General features: G+C 52.5%; 16 protein-coding genes. 5 read left to right on the top strand and 11 right to left on the bottom strand.

Features of this window, described 5'->3' with window-relative positions:
• Window positions 1–10 precede the first annotated feature (10 nt).
• Together VGS11_12580 and VGS11_12575 are read left to right on the top strand one after the other, a co-directional pair.
• Window positions 11–1,021, top strand: a complete 1,011-nt coding sequence (locus VGS11_12580; GenBank protein HEV2120924.1) for an inorganic phosphate transporter — start codon at window positions 11–13, stop codon at window positions 1,019–1,021.
• A 21-nt stretch (window positions 1,022–1,042) separates the two neighbouring features.
• Entirely contained in the window at window positions 1,043–1,402 is a 360-nt protein-coding gene (locus VGS11_12575; protein ID HEV2120923.1) for a hypothetical protein, read from the top strand.
• Here VGS11_12575 and VGS11_12570 read toward each other — a convergent pair.
• The 3 genes from VGS11_12570 to VGS11_12560 form a co-directional block, all read right to left on the bottom strand.
• Window positions 1,373–1,990: a DsbA family protein gene (locus VGS11_12570; protein HEV2120922.1), complete on the bottom strand. Its 618-nt coding sequence runs from the start codon at window positions 1,988–1,990 to the stop codon at window positions 1,373–1,375. The two genes, VGS11_12575 and VGS11_12570, sit on opposite strands and share 30 nt — an antisense overlap.
• A gap of 8 nt (window positions 1,991–1,998) precedes the next feature.
• Window positions 1,999–2,517 carry a redoxin domain-containing protein gene (locus VGS11_12565; protein HEV2120921.1) on the bottom strand — a complete coding sequence of 173 codons (519 nt, stop codon included), beginning with the start codon at window positions 2,515–2,517 and terminating at the stop codon, window positions 1,999–2,001.
• Window positions 2,518–2,759: 242 nt separating this feature from the next.
• Window positions 2,760–3,146 carry a hypothetical protein gene (locus tag VGS11_12560; protein ID HEV2120920.1) on the bottom strand — a complete coding sequence of 129 codons (387 nt, stop codon included), beginning with the start codon at window positions 3,144–3,146 and terminating at the stop codon, window positions 2,760–2,762.
• A 266-nt stretch (window positions 3,147–3,412) separates the two neighbouring features.
• Here VGS11_12560 and VGS11_12555 point away from each other — a divergent pair, with 266 nt between their 5' ends.
• Window positions 3,413–4,900: an ATPase domain-containing protein gene (locus VGS11_12555; protein ID HEV2120919.1), complete on the top strand. Its 1,488-nt coding sequence runs from the start codon at window positions 3,413–3,415 to the stop codon at window positions 4,898–4,900.
• 59 nt (window positions 4,901–4,959) lie between these two features.
• On the opposite strand, the gene VGS11_12550 is transcribed toward VGS11_12555, so the two are convergent.
• Entirely contained in the window at window positions 4,960–7,128 is a 2,169-nt protein-coding gene (locus VGS11_12550; protein HEV2120918.1) for a PKD domain-containing protein, read from the bottom strand.
• Between the two features lie 1,201 nt (window positions 7,129–8,329).
• Between VGS11_12550 and VGS11_12545 the strand changes: the two genes are divergently transcribed.
• Window positions 8,330–8,677, top strand: coding sequence for a hypothetical protein (locus tag VGS11_12545; GenBank protein HEV2120917.1), 348 nt, complete (start codon window positions 8,330–8,332; stop codon window positions 8,675–8,677).
• Window positions 8,678–8,736: 59 nt separating this feature from the next.
• Here VGS11_12545 and VGS11_12540 read toward each other — a convergent pair whose 3' ends face one another.
• From VGS11_12540 to VGS11_12510, 7 genes are all read right to left on the bottom strand, one after another.
• On the bottom strand, window positions 8,737–8,916 hold the full coding sequence (locus tag VGS11_12540) for a 2-hydroxymuconate tautomerase (protein ID HEV2120916.1): 180 nt from the start codon (window positions 8,914–8,916) through the stop codon (window positions 8,737–8,739).
• 231 nt (window positions 8,917–9,147) lie between these two features.
• Window positions 9,148–9,288: a hypothetical protein gene (locus VGS11_12535; protein ID HEV2120915.1), complete on the bottom strand. Its 141-nt coding sequence runs from the start codon at window positions 9,286–9,288 to the stop codon at window positions 9,148–9,150.
• A gap of 411 nt (window positions 9,289–9,699) precedes the next feature.
• Complete coding sequence (locus tag VGS11_12530) at window positions 9,700–10,137, bottom strand: hypothetical protein (GenBank protein ID HEV2120914.1); 438 nt, start codon at window positions 10,135–10,137, stop codon at window positions 9,700–9,702.
• Between the two features lie 239 nt (window positions 10,138–10,376).
• Window positions 10,377–11,339 (bottom strand): NAD(P)-dependent oxidoreductase, encoded by a 963-nt coding sequence (locus VGS11_12525; protein ID HEV2120913.1) that lies wholly within the window; start codon window positions 11,337–11,339, stop codon window positions 10,377–10,379.
• Window positions 11,336–12,343 (bottom strand): NAD(P)-dependent alcohol dehydrogenase, encoded by a 1,008-nt coding sequence (locus VGS11_12520; protein ID HEV2120912.1) that lies wholly within the window; start codon window positions 12,341–12,343, stop codon window positions 11,336–11,338. The genes VGS11_12525 and VGS11_12520 overlap by 4 nt, the downstream gene beginning before the upstream one ends.
• Before the next feature lie 57 nt (window positions 12,344–12,400).
• A complete protein-coding gene (locus VGS11_12515) occupies window positions 12,401–13,846 on the bottom strand; it encodes a hypothetical protein (GenBank protein ID HEV2120911.1) in 1,446 nt (481 codons plus the stop codon).
• Window positions 13,839–14,381, bottom strand: a complete 543-nt coding sequence (locus VGS11_12510; protein ID HEV2120910.1) for an ArsR family transcriptional regulator — start codon at window positions 14,379–14,381, stop codon at window positions 13,839–13,841. Before VGS11_12510 ends, VGS11_12515 begins: the two co-directional genes overlap by 8 nt.
• An 803-nt stretch (window positions 14,382–15,184) precedes the next feature.
• Between VGS11_12510 and VGS11_12505 the strand changes: the two genes are divergently transcribed.
• Window positions 15,185–16,360: a hypothetical protein gene (locus VGS11_12505; protein HEV2120909.1), complete on the top strand. Its 1,176-nt coding sequence runs from the start codon at window positions 15,185–15,187 to the stop codon at window positions 16,358–16,360.
• The last annotated feature ends 13 nt before the right edge of the window (window positions 16,361–16,373 follow it).

Raw genomic sequence — 16,373 nt, 5'->3', positions numbered from 1 at the left:
GGGTCCACAAGTGTCTACAACAGTACCGTTTGAGATAGTCGTCCTAGTTGTTGTCGTTGCCCTAGGGTTTGACTTCATGAATGGGTTTCACGATGCAGCGAACTCGGTCGCCACCGTAGTTTCTACCAGAGTTCTTACTCCGCGTGTCGCTGTGCTCTGGGCCGCGTTCTTCAATTTCGTCGCAGCCTTCGTCTTCGGAGTCAACGTTGCCTCAACCATCGGCAAAGGAACGATAGACCCGAAGATTGTCACCGCCTGGCTGCTACTTGCCGTTCTCACCGGGGCTATCGCTTGGGACGTCATTACGTGGTGGTTTGGATTGCCCACAAGTTCGTCTCATGCCCTGGTCGGCGGCCTCATCGGGGCAGGTGTCGTAAAGGGAGGTTGGGGCGTAGTCCAGGTCGCTGGCGTCAGCAAGATAGCGTATTTCATATTCTTGTCTCCCGTGATCGGCTTCTTCCTCGCCATTGGTCTGGTCCTGCTGACCGTGAGAATTGCCATGTGCTATTCCCGTTCCGCATCCGACCACGCGTTCCGACGGCTCCAGCTTGTCTCTGCAGCGCTCTACAGTCTAGGGCACGGAACGAATGATGCTCAAAAGACAATGGGGATCATAGCGGCCCTCCTTTTCGCGCAGGGACTGTTAGGTTCGACGTTCTATCTTCCATTCTATGTCATAGTGTTGGCGGGAACCGCCATGGGTTTCGGGACATACTTCGGAGGGTGGAGGATCGTCCGGACCATGGGGATGAAGATTACAAAGTTGCATCCTTTTGGGGGCTTCAGCGCTGAAACTGCGGCGGCCACAACGCTTTTCGCCACGGCGTCCCTTGGAATCCCTGTCAGCACAACTCACACCATAGCCGGGGCGATCATGGGAGTGGGCTCGACACGCAGACTCTCAGCGGTAAGATGGGGAGTGGCGCGCAGAATAGTCTACGCCTGGGTCCTCACGATTCCCGCAGCGGCCGCGATAGCCGGCCTATCATATTATGTTCTGAGCCTTGCAGGCCTCAGCTAGGCACGATTGATGGCTTGTTCTGTGAAGCTTTCGCGTCCAGGCCTCGCTCCGGTGATCCCGCTCTCGTGGGATAGGATTATCCTAGATTTGTCCTCGAAGAGAATCTCGTATCGTTCCATCTTTCCACAGCTGCTCTACTTGCGTTGCTCTGCAACCCTTGCAGACAATCGTGACCCATCCGCCAGCGGAACCAGGGTGGTTGCTAACATCATGTTCCATGACCTTGTTGCAACTCCAACACCACATGACCTCCTTGACCGTCACCGCTCGCATGGACGAGAGGAGAATTGGCTAGGATCGATTAAGGAAGAGATGGCAGGAAATGTGAAAGAATTCCCGAGTGAAGGGCCGTTACTTGTTATGGTTCAGGGCTTCGATTAGGGCTTTGGCGACTGCGTCTCCGTCGTGTCTGACACCGTTGACGTAGAACGTTGGTGTTCCGTTAACACCGCTCCTTACTCCCCCCATGAAATCGTCCTTGATTCTTTTCTGATACATGTGCTGAGCTATCCCATGTTCAAATTTTCGAGTGTCAAGGCCTAGCTTCCCTGCAAAGCCAAGGGCGATGCTAGGGTCGCCGAGAGTGGCTTGGTGTTCGTAGAGAAAATCGTGCATAGGCCAGAACTTGCCCTGGGCAGATGCTGCCTCTGCTGTCTCCGCGGCCTTCATAGCGTGCTCGTGGATGTTTGTTAGAGGAAAGTTGCGAAAGACGAACCGTAGGTCAGAGCCGAGTTCTTTCTGGACCTTTTTCACTTCCGGATAAGCAGCACCACAATACGGACATTGATAGTCTCCATACTCAACAAGGGTCAGAGCCGCTTTCAATGGTCCTTCTATGTGATCGCGCTCAGGACTGACTGGAATTTCCAATTTCGGGGCCTGATACTTTCCGGCTGTCTCCTTGCCGGCGGGCTCTAGTAGGGTCTTCCCCGCGACTTTCTTTCGCGCAACCGTCGTTGTCCCGGACATCTTCGCGGTCAGCTTCTTTCCCCAGTCGCCTGGGTCTTGTTCAGATTCTCTAAGGCTGAAAGAATTCCGTCAGCTCCGGGATTGATCCCGTCAGGGGAGAGATGGCTCCATCTGATGATTCCCTTTTCATCGATTACGAAGAGTGCTCGAGCGGACTCGCCGATCTTCTCTTTGAAGGCACCATATTTTCTGGAGACGACTCCCTTCGGCTCGAAATCTGCTAGCACCGGGAAGTTGAGCTTGCGGTCTTTTGCGAAAGCGAGGTGGGACCAGATATTGTCTACGGATATGGCGAGGAGCTCTGCGTTGAACTTCTTGAATTCCGGCATCACCATTGCGTACAATGATAACTGGTCGGTGCAGACGGGACTCCAGTCTGCAGGGTAGAAAGCAAGGATAACAGGTTGTCCCCGGAAATCGTTCAGGGACACCTTCTGATCCGGTGTACTGTTAAGAGAAAAATTAGGAGCGGTCTTGCCGGGTCCTAGAACAGAGTCAACTGCATTCACAATCTTCTTGGTCTTCAAGGACTGTTGCCGGCGATTTTGCGCTAAATTCCTTTTCTCAGGTTTCATTATTCTTCGCCTTTTGCCTGGTTGCATCAAACTGGCCTTCAGAGGAAACTTCCCTCTTTCTCGAAAAGAACTAACATTACAAAGCACTCTTCCCTCGCGCTATTTATAGACTAATTCTGACAAGTCCCCTGTCCGAGATTCCACAAGGGTCATTCTGCGAGTGTTCTATCGAGACTTTCTCCGGCTGACTTACATCAAGGGTCGATGCTGGTATAGTGCCTAGGCTTCAGAAGGTCGTTCGCTACCTTTTCCCGTAGCTGGGCAACTTGATCTTTCATAGATTCGCCGAAAGCGAAGCCAGTCCGCAATGAATACTCTTTGTAGAGTTCCGTCACCGTCTTGTAGACAAGAATCTGGGCACTGATTCCGAAGACCCTTGTGAGAACCTCGATTACGTCGTCGAACCTGCTGGAGATTTCCAACGGTTCGATCCCGTTCCTCTCCAGTAACTGGAAGATCTCCTCCCTGACGCTCCGGCCAAGTATTTCCTCAACAACGATAGTGAAACATTGGTTCATCGTCGACTGAAACGTTTCTACTATCGTCGTCCGCACAAAGACAACCTCTCTGAAGGTTGTCATATTCTCGGGCGCAGGTTAAGCCGAGTGTAACAGGTGACTCGCCAAAATGGAGACGCTCTCTGAGTAGAGGGACCTCTTCAAGATCGGAGCGCGAAACTGGATACCATTTTTTCTCTACTGTGTTTGAGCTTTTTCATCTAAGTTTCTTGCATCTCGATACATTCCGTAAGATGTTCATTGTGTTCTATTGTATTCAACCTTGGAGTGCCTTGTCGAGTTACACAATGCTTGTCCTCAGAGAAGAGTCCTCGTGATGCTAGAATATCATGATGGCTGAAGGTGTCTCCGGCGAGGACGAAACCGCGCTAGAACCTCAGGTTGAGGCGGAACAGATAGGGGCTGAGAAGTCTAAGGCTAGCGACCTTCTAGACCTTATGTCAAGATTTCTAGAATCGCCAGGAAACGTGTTGCTCATTCAAGGGGCCCCGGGCACTGGCAAGACAACTCTCGCCCTGGAACTTCTCAATGAGGCGAAAGGAACTCGCATCGGTCCTCACACAATTTCTGCCAATAAGGTGTACGTATCAAGTCGGGTCTCGTCCTCGAAGCTGCGGCGACATTTCCCGGGGGTTCGTGAGGTCCTCGATTCCATGTCTCGAAGACAGGCAACAGCCACTAGGACGAGAGGAGACAGTCGAAACGGAGGAGCATCGAATATTGTTGACAGGATTATTGCATTGAAACGGGCTAAACAGAAGGGCATCATAGTTGTGGATAGTTGGGAAGGAGCAGTAGCCAACGCGACAGAGGAAGAACGTCACGCAATGGAAACAGCGATCTTTCAAGATCTGGATGAGAGCAAACTAAGCGCAGTGATCGTGAGCGAAAGCGTAAACTCTCCTAAGCTCGACTATCTCGTGGACGGCATCGTTACACTGGCGCTATCCGACCTAGAAGATAGAACTGTGAGGAGCGTAGTTGTCAACAAGCTTCGCGGGTTCAGGCTCCATACACAAGGGGCGCTGTTCTCGCTCGATGGGGGCAAATTCACTCTCTTACCCCGGGTTGAATTTCACTTTGACATTGATAGATCGGTCAATCCGAAGCTACTCAGCCCCGTGCGTAACTCCGAGTCCTCCTACTCGACCGGTAGTCCCGATCTTGATGCTTTGTTGGACGGTGGAGTCAGAAAGGGTTCTTCTCTTTTGTTGGATGTCAACAGCACCGTCTCGCCTCACTCCGTGAAGCTTCTCCTCGACATAATGGCAGCGAATTTCATCAACCAGGGAGGAACTGCTTTCATCATTCCCTACAGCATATTCAGTTCACAGAACATAGCTGAGTCTCTGAAAACATACGTTGGAGATACAGTGCTAAACGAGCGGGTCCGGATAGCAGAGTTCAACCAAGTTCTTCGCGACGAAAAATGGAGGGTGAAGCTTTCAGGCAATCTAACAGGAGACCTGGCCGCGTTCAACAATGCATGGAATGAGCTTGGAGCTATCTCATCCGCGAGAGTACTGAAATACGATTTCGATAAGGCAGTACAACTTTACGGCGAAACTCTAGGACTTCCAGGGATTGCCGAAATAGGGGCAGGCATCCGTGATTCAGGTGCACTTAGCGTTGGCGTGATCTCACGACCGACAAGTCTGAGGGAAGAGCTTCTAAGAGCGGTTGACTACCACTTGAAAATGCAGACCGTCAACGGGTCACTCTTGATCTATGGGGTCAAACCGATTACAAACGTTCACGGTGTAAAATTCGGCTTTGAACGCGGCTACCCTAGATTATCGTTGACGGAGATCGTCTAACTATGGCTAGAGGAAATCCAAAGAAAGAGCGGGGTTGAGTACGACAGTTGGACTCTAGCTTAGCATACTGACTGACCAAAGGTGAATGCTATGATGGCCACGTCAACAATATCCACTATCCCGTCTTGGTTGACATCCGCTGAGGGGTTCCAGTTGGCTGATGACGGTGTCGATTGAAACGCCTGAGCCACTATGGCGACGTCGGCCGAGTCGACTTGTCCATCATGGTTCACGTCCGCCCTGATGAATTTGGCCGGGACGCAGAACGAGTTCACATGTACGACTTGCGTGGCGGTGTATGTCTGGGTTATTGCAGAGCTGTCTGTTACAAACAACGCTATTCTGAAGTCTCCAGATCTCGGATACGCATGGTTCACGGTGGGGCCAAACGCTGTTGCTTCATCTCCAAAACTCCAAGAGTACGTGTATGGGCCGGTCCCGCCGCTTGCCGAGCCGGAGAAAGACATGGTCTCTCCGGCGTGTGGCTTATTGGGTGTTGCGCTGATCGCAGCAGCCAGCGTTCCTGGTTGGGCGGTTGCTACTAGGTTAACCTTGAGCCAGTTCACGTCGAGCTCTCGGAACTGATAGCCTTCGGTGCCGATTTCAATCCCGGCGAGTTGGCATGGAGTGCTCGGGTCCAAACCCCAAGCCATGAGGTCTTGTCGGCACTGGTTTTCAACATTCGCCGTAAGGCTGTATGTTTGACCCATAGCTACCTCACCAACAGTAACGTTGCTCCAGCCGAACGAATCGCCGGGATTGTAGGTTGCAGTTGTCCCGACGCGACTGAACGTGCCGTTGATGTTCTGAACTCTGACCTGCGTGTCGAGGCAGCGATACGAAGAGGATCCTGCAACAACCGGGCCTTTTGGTAGCCAGTAGTAAAGGGCGACGTAGAGGTGGTATCGGTACGATCCTGAGGGCAGAAAGACCAGTGGAGTAAATGTAGTGCTCACTGTTGTAATGTTGGTAGGCAGTGTCCCGTTGGCGGGCGCTTGACAAGGTGACCAAGGGAATGTACCTTTTTGGCCAGTTGAATAGTAATATCTGCTGTCGTTTCCAACGTTTGGATTAGACTCCCGAGTCTCGAGTACGCCATTTACGATAGTGGCGGAACTACCTGTCAAACCGTTAGTATTGCCGCACCTCCAACCTTTGGGGAGGGGCATGCAGGTTCCGAAGTCAACCCCAGCGGATGGCAATCCGCTTGACACGGTAACGATTTGGGAGCTGTTGGTGGTCTGGGAGGGGGAGGACGAGTCTTGGACCGTTAGGGTCACTGTTCTATTTCCGATTGATCCATATGCGTGAGTGCTGGAGATCCCTGACCCCGTCCCGTTGTCGCCATAGGTCCACGAGTAGGTGTAAGGCGAATTACCTCCCGAGGCAATTGCCGTGAAGGTGACTGACATGCCAACATTCGGTGCCTTTGGTGTCTCGGTGAAACTAGCCTGTAATTGACTGGACATTGGAGTGCTGAAGAACTCTGTCATGGCTGGCGCGTTCGCGTCATTAGACGTAAGCGAAGGAAGGTTCCAGTTCGCTTCGATTGTGCGGAGGAAAGAGTAGTGACTGTACTGGCTACTGGATTGGTAAGCTTTCTTGACGGCTGAGCCTGCCCACAGGCTGTAGACGTAGTCGTTAGGAGAACCCTTGTTACCCTCGTCGAAGACGATAAAGAGGGCGGCTTTCTCTGTCGTGAAGAGGTTGCTCGTCAATATTTTGGGTACCAGACCAGCAAGGTAAGTGTCTCCTGTGGTGACGGGGCAGTCGTGCATGTTGTTGCAGTCGTTAGGGGTCAGCCACATGAGGTTCGAGGGGCTGTTGTTGAGAGCATTGACAAACTCTGAATCAGAAGATGACTGCGTCGAGTGGAAATTACCGCAACGAGAAGTGGTGTTGATATCGCTGAACTCCAGGAAACCAAAGTGGTCTGCCGACCGTGGTGGGCTGAAGCGGCAAGTTCCGGAACCCGAAGCATCTTCAGCCCATGCTTGCCAGGTCAGCCCGGCGTTTTCGATCCGATCGACTATGTTCGGCGAGTTAATCGTCCAGCAACAGACACCGTCGCTGCTAATTCCGAAGGTGTCACCGCCGACCAGTGCAAGGTAGTTTGGTTCTGATGGATGGCTTACCGCGGTGTATTGAGTCGCGAGACCGTAGGTGTTTGCCAGGGTCGTCATGTAGGTTGCGGGGCCGACAATGTCGCTGAGGCCATGGTTTTCCATGAGGATGACGACAACATAGTTGAATGCAGTCGATGCGTTGGAAGTGGCCGGGGTCTGAATAGTGGCGGAGAAATGAGATGTTGTGTAGCCGAGTCCGAGAATGATTACCGAGCAGAGGATAATTGTTCGAGTCGCGATCTTGATGTGATGGGACGAATCCGTTATGCGCGTGCTCCCAGCCGCAGGAAGAGGCAGGAGAGAGGTACGCTAGAATCACAAACCATTAGGCGAAGTTGCAGTGGTACCGCTTCCAATTTTTTGGTTTTCAACCTGATGACCAACTACGAACACGACTACTTGAAATATAAGATGCTCGATGCGAACATTAATTACAATTCACCAGAGATATCACCAGCCGGCCGCATCTATCCACAGCAAACTCTGCTGGATTGATTGTACCACAAGTCTTAATATGAAAAAAACCGGTCGTTCAAATCGAACGATGGAAACGTCAAGTCTTTCCTCTCGTCCCGAGTCTAGCGTGAAACGAACGATCTTCTTCGCTCTGATCTTCTCTTATTATGAAAATTCGTTCTCTTCTCCGAAACGGATTTTCGCGGTCGTTTCTGATCCAACTACTTCCATCGGGAAGTGTTCTGTTCCCCCACTCTTTGGACGTCAATGAATGACTTTAAGGACGTAGACATAAAGGCCCGATAGGTAAGACCGTTCGAACCTCCGCCGACAACTAAACACAGAGTCTTGAAACGACGTCTCCCCGGACTCTTTCGAACTGAGGATGCTACTAGGGATCTCGAGCTCGTTCACCATTGAAAAAAGCGCTCGGAATTCGAACGGACCCTCCGGCAAAACCCGAACCAAGAGGACCCCGAAGGGTCTCTTGGGTGGTCATCAGGTTAATACCTCGGAGGGCCCGTAAGAAAAACAAAAACGCACGAGTATAAGAAGAAACTAGGTGGTTTCCTATTATCTACAAGGATAGTATTGGATACAAGTTCCGACAAGATGCAACCTTAGAAAGTTGGGGTTTACCAAGACCCTTCGACCTGGAAGGAGAAAGGACTGTCGGGCTTGGCTTCGAAGTAGGGACGGCCCTTCGAGTCACAAGGGTAGGGGTAGGGTCGGGCTTCCGGCAGGGAATAAGGGGTTACCGTTTGTCTCGAATGCTGGAAACGCTATGCGTATCCAGTCGTTGCCTCGCCGTTTCATTCACGCGTTTGGGCTATCCATGCGTTCTAACTTGATGTCTGGGTTTCAACTGGCTGTCGACTACTGGTTCGACCGTGTCCTACAGGGAATGGGTGGACCCATCCGCGACTGGATCTACGACTTCCTAAACAAGAAAGGAATCAGCCGGGAAGATATCCCTGGCAGATTTGAGGATGTTGTGAAGACATTGATGGAGAGATTAGGGACGAGTGCACGAGTCATCGCTTACCGGACAATAGTAGAATTGTACAAGGAGTTCTCCGTGACCCCGAACTTCGACTACGATGATTCCTTGCCGGATAGATTTGTCTATCTAAAAGAGAGGGTTGTAGAGGATCGGCTGCATCCAACAACCCCTAGTCTAAGATTTCCAGTCTAGCGGATATCTTTTCTTCATGGGTTGATTGTCAACAAGCCTTTCTGTCGATGGTGTTTTTCTTACGCTGCCCGGTTTGCGGCAACGTAGTACTGTTCTTTGGGGACTTCCTGTATGACGACTATTGTCTGGTCCCGTGGCGCCTTTGCGATCTTCTCTACGGCGTCCGTGATTGCCTTGGCGAGATCGTCCTTCTGCTGTTGCGTTCTTCCCGGATACATTAGTACTCTAACAATCGGCATGAAAATGGGCCAAGCGTTTCTTATTCAAGAAAGTTTGCGTTGTAACAAGCTTGTCCTGTTTGTGGCAGGGCTAGGTGTTGTCCTCTTGATCAGGCAGGGGGGGAAGAGAAGGTTTCGAGAATTATGGAGCCAAGAGCATGGTGGTCCGATAAGTTAGTGTTGACTGAAAAAAATTGGGCGAATGAGCAGCCTTGACTTCAGGGCCAGGCTACATCCCTGCTTTCTTGTGAGCTACTCCACAAGCGTGGCCGGTTGCATCCGCGGCCCGATCGTCATGGTCACAGTCTTCATGGTCTGTTGCTTGATGCTTGTCACTGTCGGGATGACCCTTGCTCTTTGCATGGTCTGAACCGCCTGCGTTAGAGGCTGCATGACCAAGAGCAACCGCTGGGAGGAGAAGGACTGCTACGACCAAAAGGAGGAGCGCTATCTTCTTCGAGACTATTCACCTCCTATTTGGTGATCGTGGAGCACGCTCGGCGAACGATGACCAGGGCTGACCGAGAAATACTCCACTCTTCTCAAGGACACTCCAATGACGGGAGATAAACGGATAACACTACAGTTTTGAACACGGTGTACAAGTCGTTGTTTGCTCGGCCAGGATCAGGCGCTGGATCTCGACCTCTTGCAATTTATAGACGGAGAGATATCGAGATATTCTGTAACTTTCGTAAGGGACTTACGGTCTTGGCAAGACGTCTGCTCGTTTACTTGGTGAGGCGTGGCTGCCTTTTAGGGGACCCGGTTGAGAAAAGACTGGCGGGCTATCGGCAGACGTGATCAAGCTGTGAAAGTATACGTGAATGGGTTGTTCCTTGCAGTTACGAGTTCGACAGTGTAAGCCTGTCCCGACTGGAACTGGAATGGCTGTCCTGTGAGATTTCCTGTCAGCGAGAGATTCACGGTTACGGATCCGCCGGGGCTCAGGGTGGGGCCCAACCACGTCTGGTTCCAGTACATATCTCCCTTGGAGTCTTTGAGGTAGTATGATGCGAGCCCGATGTTCAAGCTGCCTATGTTGGTTACGCTGAGAATTATACTCGTAGCTGAGTTGACCCGGACGGAGTTGAGACCGATCTGCTCCTTCCCCGTGTAAGAGACGGGGCAGGCAAGGCAAGCCACCGTCTGCTGAGATTCCGAGTAAACCGTGAAGACAGCAACTGCGATAACGACTACGACGATGATGAATAGTCTCCAGCTGAACAGGTAATTCTTCACACTAGCAACTGTTGTCGTCTGGAATAATTGTCGAGTTCAACCGAGCGAATCAAGGGACGGTGACACGCTCGAACCTAGTGGGTCCCGATTACACCCTTTGTTTGAGCGTATTTCTCTGTCAGCTGACACTGTTCAGCGCGTTGGCGGTCTTGGGGCTTTTCCCGAAGATAGGGCCTTCCTTGACGATGAACGATTTTGCGAGACCGTCGGCCTCTAGAAGCTCCAACGACCGAACCTCTCTACTTCGGGTTTCCTGCCTTCAGCCAGTCGACATAGTCTTGGATCGCTGATTGGGTGTCGAATTTTGGTGTGAATCCAGTGTCCGCTTGTAATCGCTTGGTATTCATGATGAGTATTGCTGGGAAGGGGAACTTTCCAGGTGGAAGAGTCGCGTCGAAGCCCGGGACCGCTTTCTTTGTGGATTCAAGAAATTCCCGATTCGGTGTTGCTTTGCCGGTGCCGATATTGTACACGTTGTAGTTCAGCTTCTCGGCGGTGTGGAGCAGGGCGACGGCGCGGGCGAGGTCTTTGATGTACAGCACATCGACGGCGTCGTCTGTGAAGCTGAAGAAGGCTCCCTCGAGATCCAGCGGTTTGCCCCTGACGGCTGCGTGCACAAGCCGGTTTGCTACGCTGGCTTGGTCCACGTCCTGGAAAGGTCCGTAGAAGCCCATAAGCCGACAACAGATCGAGCTGATACCAGTGGCTTTGGTGAATTCCTCGCTGGCGACTTCGACGATCTTCTGGCGTTGGAGGATTCCCGGAATACCGGGGAGTGGGCTCTGAAGATAGATGGGTTGGTCCTCGCTCGCGGTTCCTTGTAGTCCGAGGTACATTCCGCCGGTGCTGGAGAACGTGACGCGTTTGACCTTCCATTCCTGCGCGAGCTGGAACATGGCGTCGAGCATGTCGAAGTAGCCCTTGAGACCCGGATAGGGACTCTTGGGAACTTTGAAGCCGCCTCCGACGTTTACGATACCGTCGATCCTGTGTTTCTCACCGATCCTTCGCAGGTCGTCGATCGAGGTCGCGTCCGCGTCCTCGATGATCACGCGTTTGTGATCGATGCGTGACTGGAGGAATCGTGGAATCTCTGGCCTCTTGTGCCTGGTGACGACGCAGTCTTGGCCGAGGTTGACGAGTGCCTCGGTGGTGTTGCTTCCGACGAAACCGTTGAGGCCGCCGACGACGAGGATCGTCATGGGCTGGCTCCTATGGTTGGGTTCGAGGGCACGGTGACGACGACTTTTCCGCGGGCGTGTCCGGGCCGGTGGTTGGGTCCCTCGACGTACCGGACCGCGTCAGAGATCTCCTTCATCGCGTAGGTTCGATCGATCACCGGTTTGATCTTTCTTGATTCTATGAGTTCCTTGAGGAATTCGAGATCTTTCGAGTTGGATTTTGCTACGAAGAAGCCGACTTTCTTGCTGCTGACCGCGGAGGATAGTGATCCAAGAATCATGTGTCCGAAGAAGCCGGTCAAGCCACCGAACCCGATCGCGACGCACCTTCCATTCGGGGTCAGTGAGCGTCTGATGTCGAGGACGGAATGGTTTCCGATCGTGTCGATGATAACATCATATTTCTCGCCAGTCTTGGTGAAATCTTGTTGGGTGTAGTCAATGGCATGGTCTGCGCCGATCTTCTTGACTAGATCCTGGTTTCGTGTGCTGGTGACGGCTGTGACTTCTGCCCCGTAGGATTTTGCGATCTGGACGGCGAATGTTCCTACTCCGCCAGATGCACCGTTGACGAGAACTTTCTGGCCTGATTGGACTTTTCCCTTGTCGCGGACGGCTTGGAGGGCGGTGAAGGCTGCGATGGGGACGGCTGCGGCTTCTTCAAACGTGCTGTTTGATGGTTTTAGTGCGATCCGGTCTTCTCGTGCTGCTCCGTACTCGGCGGCGGCGCCGGGGACGACGCCGTAGACTTCGTCTCCGACTTTGAAATGTGAAGGGTTCTGGCCGAGCTCAGCGACGACGCCTGCGAAGTCTGTGCCGAATCTTCCATCTTTTGGTTTGCGTATTCCTGTGCGGCCCATCACACGGGCGAGGAACATGCCCCTCATCGGATGGTAGTCAGCCGGGTTGACGCTTGTCGCGTGTATCCGGACTAGGAGTCTATTTCCCATTAGTTTTGGTTTCTCTGTTTCTCGAAGTTCAAGGACCTCTGGAGGTCCATATTTTTCCTGGATGACGGCTTTCATCGTGCTATTCTTCTCTCCAACAGGATCATGATACTAGGCTGCTGTCTTATGGTCGAATCATTCATGTTTCTTGAGGACCTCCTCTGTCCCGAGAAGCATCTCGTCCAGTTCCATGGGCTGGCCGCTCATGACCGACTTGACCTGGCTGTTGGCGGTCTCTGTCAAGAGGTCGAGGAGATCCTTGGCGAGACCAGGTGATTCTGTGCTCTTGGATCCATCCTCTGACCGTAGGATGACCCTGTTCCCGATGATGTTCAGTGTGAACTTGTTCGCGTTTAGCGTCGCCTTTGTTGGTGTGACGTGTAGGGTGTGTAGTGGGGAATAGGTCTCTAGCTCGGTCGGAGTGTAGACGAAGCCGTCCTGTCCGACGGCCATCTTCATCGAATCGCCTTTCAAGCGTAAGGAAGAGCCATTCCAGCGGGCTTGGAGGCCTTCAGGCGATGCGCTGAGGTAGGCGTTTCCCTCATTGGCTTTGGCTATCCATCGTTTGCCGAAGCGTCGTCTTCGTCGTGAGCCTCTTGATCCCCTTTCGTCTGAGGCGAACCAGGTCCGTCCATCGTCATTGCTCATGATGAAGTCGCAGGGGCTGAAATCGAAAGGTCCGACCTCCACGTCGTCTTCTGCGCGTGGCCCGGTGCTGACGCTTATCGGGCCGACTTTGACATTCTCGCCATCCGCTCTCTTGCTAATCCGGATGAAGGGTAAATCAATTCTGGTTTCTCCGTACCTAGTAGGGGTGAAGCCTTGGGTGAAGATCTCGCCGCGTGGAAGGGTCGTGTCAACATCGGTCTCGTCGAGGAGTTGGTCGAGGGATTTGCCGGTTAGCTTGGAAATCTCATCGCCATTCGCTTTTTCCCCGCGGAATGGGACGCCGATTGTTGTTACTGGTCCGGGGATGCTGCCGACTACTTTACCCATTGGTGTGTCGAAGGTTGCTTGGACGTCTCCGTAGACTAGGGCACCGACGGTTCCTTTGGAGGCTCTGATCGGGAGTATCATCGAGTCGTTCTTTGTGGACAATCGTACCTTGCCGAAGTCGAGGGCTGAGGATGAGGTGACTTTGATGGCTGGTGTGCTCGTGATGGGACCGGTTGACCGGGGCGCTAGCCGGTAGAATGCGTAGGCCGCGATGCCCGTGGCTATTGTCAGGATGAGGAGGTTGGGGACCAGGTCATTGATGCTGGCTGGGAACGTGTCTCGTTGTATTCCCGCGATCCATCCAAGAACCACTATCGAGAGAAGTACGATGATGCTGCTTCCGGCAATGCTCCAGAAAAGGCTGGATAAAGCGCGTGTTTTTCCGGCGCTGAGCTTCGTGTCGAGTATGTGGTGGGTGTAGATGAGTCCGAAGGCTATGGTGAGCAGGGCGGCGGAGTAGGCGGAGAGATAGACCCATCCCCTGACGAGCCAGACTAGTACTAGTAGGCTGGCGATGCTGCCGGCGACGGATCCGACTCTCTTGAGACCGATCTCGACGATTCTCTCCCGTCCTATCTCAATCAATCTTTTCTCCTCCCAATGCCTCGTTCATGAGCGCGAGTGTTCTGACTAGTAGTCGTCCGCGACGTGTGAGCTCGTAACCACCCTCGTCGCTGGCTGTGACGAGACCCATTTTCTTGAGACTGTTAATGTGATAGATGACAGAGGGGTTCTTGAGGTCGGATTTTGTTCCGATATCGCTGAATGTCATCTTGCTGTTATACAGCATTTTTGCGATCTTAATTCTCTCGTTGTTGGCGAGTGATTTGAGCAGGTCGGAGGCTTTGTCCTCGCTCATCTTCTCAACAAGCTCATCGACTGCCAGTTCGCCACGCTCGACGAGGCTGGAACGAACATTGTCCCGGATCAGTTTGACTAGATCTTTGACGACCACGTTTGCGGGTTCTGTCTGGGCCGCCTCGTCCCTGGAGACGTCTACTCTAATCGAGCCCTCGGCCGCGCCACGGAGGGCTTCGGCTAGCTCGCGGCGTATCTCGGTCTTGAAGGACCGGATCTCGTCGCGGAGTTCTTTTCCTATTTCTTCTAGATTATCGCTCAAGTAAAGACCATCTTACCAATCGAATGTTCAATAGTATACAGCACTATACCAAGTAGTAGATAAGCCTTTACTCGCATATGGGATTTGATAGAGACAGCTTTACCCACTGCCTTCGGCAATCAAATTCGTTAGACTCCTTTTTTCTGTTCTTCCTTGCTTCTTTCGAATATTCCGGGGCGATCTTTTTGAGTCTCTTTTCTTGATCGCCAAAATTTTCTCGGCCTATTGTTCACGCTTAGAGACAGTTTCAGGGGCTTTCATGGCTGCCTGGCCTCGGTAATCGCCAACTCACACACTTCGAGAGGTTGCGCCAAATAGTTGTTGGTGACTATGAATTCTCGGCTAGCTTCTTCTAGTTGGAATTTCACTGCGTAATCTTGTGGCGCCTTGATTGATCGCGCCTAATCCAATCTTCATGACTGATGCTACTACCACATTCAGGGCAGTGTCCGTAGGATTGTCCCGTCAGATGCGAGATTACTTCCTTGTAGGGATGGCCAAGCTTACCCTGCTGTAGGCAGCTCCGACCCTGAACGTACTTTGGACCTCCACAAGTCATGTTAGATTCTTGGCCCCTGGTGAGCGTTTAACGCTCAAGCTGAAATCTCATGCGACACCGACAGTCGCAGGACGCGGTTACTCGATGACTCACAGGCTCTGGATCCTGTCGGAACTGAGTCTTTCCTTCTGTGCCTTATGGTACTCATCTTTCGATTTGAACCCGAGCTTTTCGCCGGTTTCTAGCCTGGGAATTGAGCTCCGAGCGTCTTTAATCGTAGAATCGGAGTTGCGGGGCGACGAGGATGCGCGTTCTAACCACGGCGCAGTGGCACGAGGATCTCCGATTCCTCGCCCGGGAACTGCCCAAGCGCCACGCCAACGCCTTCCACCATGTTTCCCGTGAACGTTTCGAAACCATAGTCGCCGAACTCGACCGAAACATAGACCACCTCAACAGCGACGAAATCTATGTCGGGATGAACCGGCTCACCAATATGATTGGAGATGGGCACACGTACATGCCATCCCCCACGGACGATGCTACATTCCCCCTCAAGCTAGAGCGGTTCGGCGAGGAATACCGCGTGGTAGAGAGTACATCTGATTACAAAGGGGCCCTCGGGGGACGAGTGATTGAGATTGAAGGCACGCCGATCACGCGTGCCCGTGAAATGCTCTTTTCCCTGACGCCCGGGGACGAAACCCAAGTCTTGCGCGACCTACGCGTCACAACCTTGCTCACGAGAGGCTCAGTTCTTCATGGAACCGGAATTATCCATGATCGTAACACGACGCGTTACACTCTTGCAAACGACGACGGAAGAGAATTCAATATCGATACGCATCCAATTGCATTCAGGAAACGTTCTCGAGCGAACTGGACTCATGTATTCAAGGAGCCCCCGCTGTTTCGGCAGAGGCACGGCGTGAGTTTCTGGTATGCCCACCTTCGCAATCATGACGCGATTTACGTAAGCTTTCGGGGTTACAAGGATCTAAGGAATCATTCCAGACAGCTCTTTCGGCAGATCAGTCGACATACTCCTGACAAGCTCGTCATAGATATGCGGTTGAACGGAGGGGGTGACTATGAGAAGGGGCTGAAGTATCTAGTGCATCCAATTCGCGACCTCTCGGAAATAAACCGTAAAGGCCATCTTTTCGTATTGATCGGTCCAAGCACATTCTCGGCGGCCATGTCCAATTCCGCCCATTTCCGCTACCAGACCAGCGCTATTCTGGTCGGCCAGCAGATTGGCGAGAAGCCCAACAGTTACCAAGAAGCCCGCAGTATGAAGCTGCCCAACTCGCATTGGACAGTTCAGTACTCAGTAAAGTTCTACAAATTCGTAGAGAGCGGCGAAAACCTCATCCGCCCCGATAAGGAAATTATCCCCTCCTGGAATGACTACCGGTCCGGGCATGACCCTGTGCTGGAGTGGGCGTTGAGCTACAGTGCCGGGGCAGGAGACGTATAGCCGGATGAGAAAG

Source organism: Candidatus Bathyarchaeia archaeon, assembly GCA_035935655.1.
GTDB lineage: Archaea > Thermoproteota > Bathyarchaeia > 40CM-2-53-6 > 40CM-2-53-6 > 40CM-2-53-6.
This window is presented reverse-complemented; position numbering and strand designations above follow the sequence as displayed.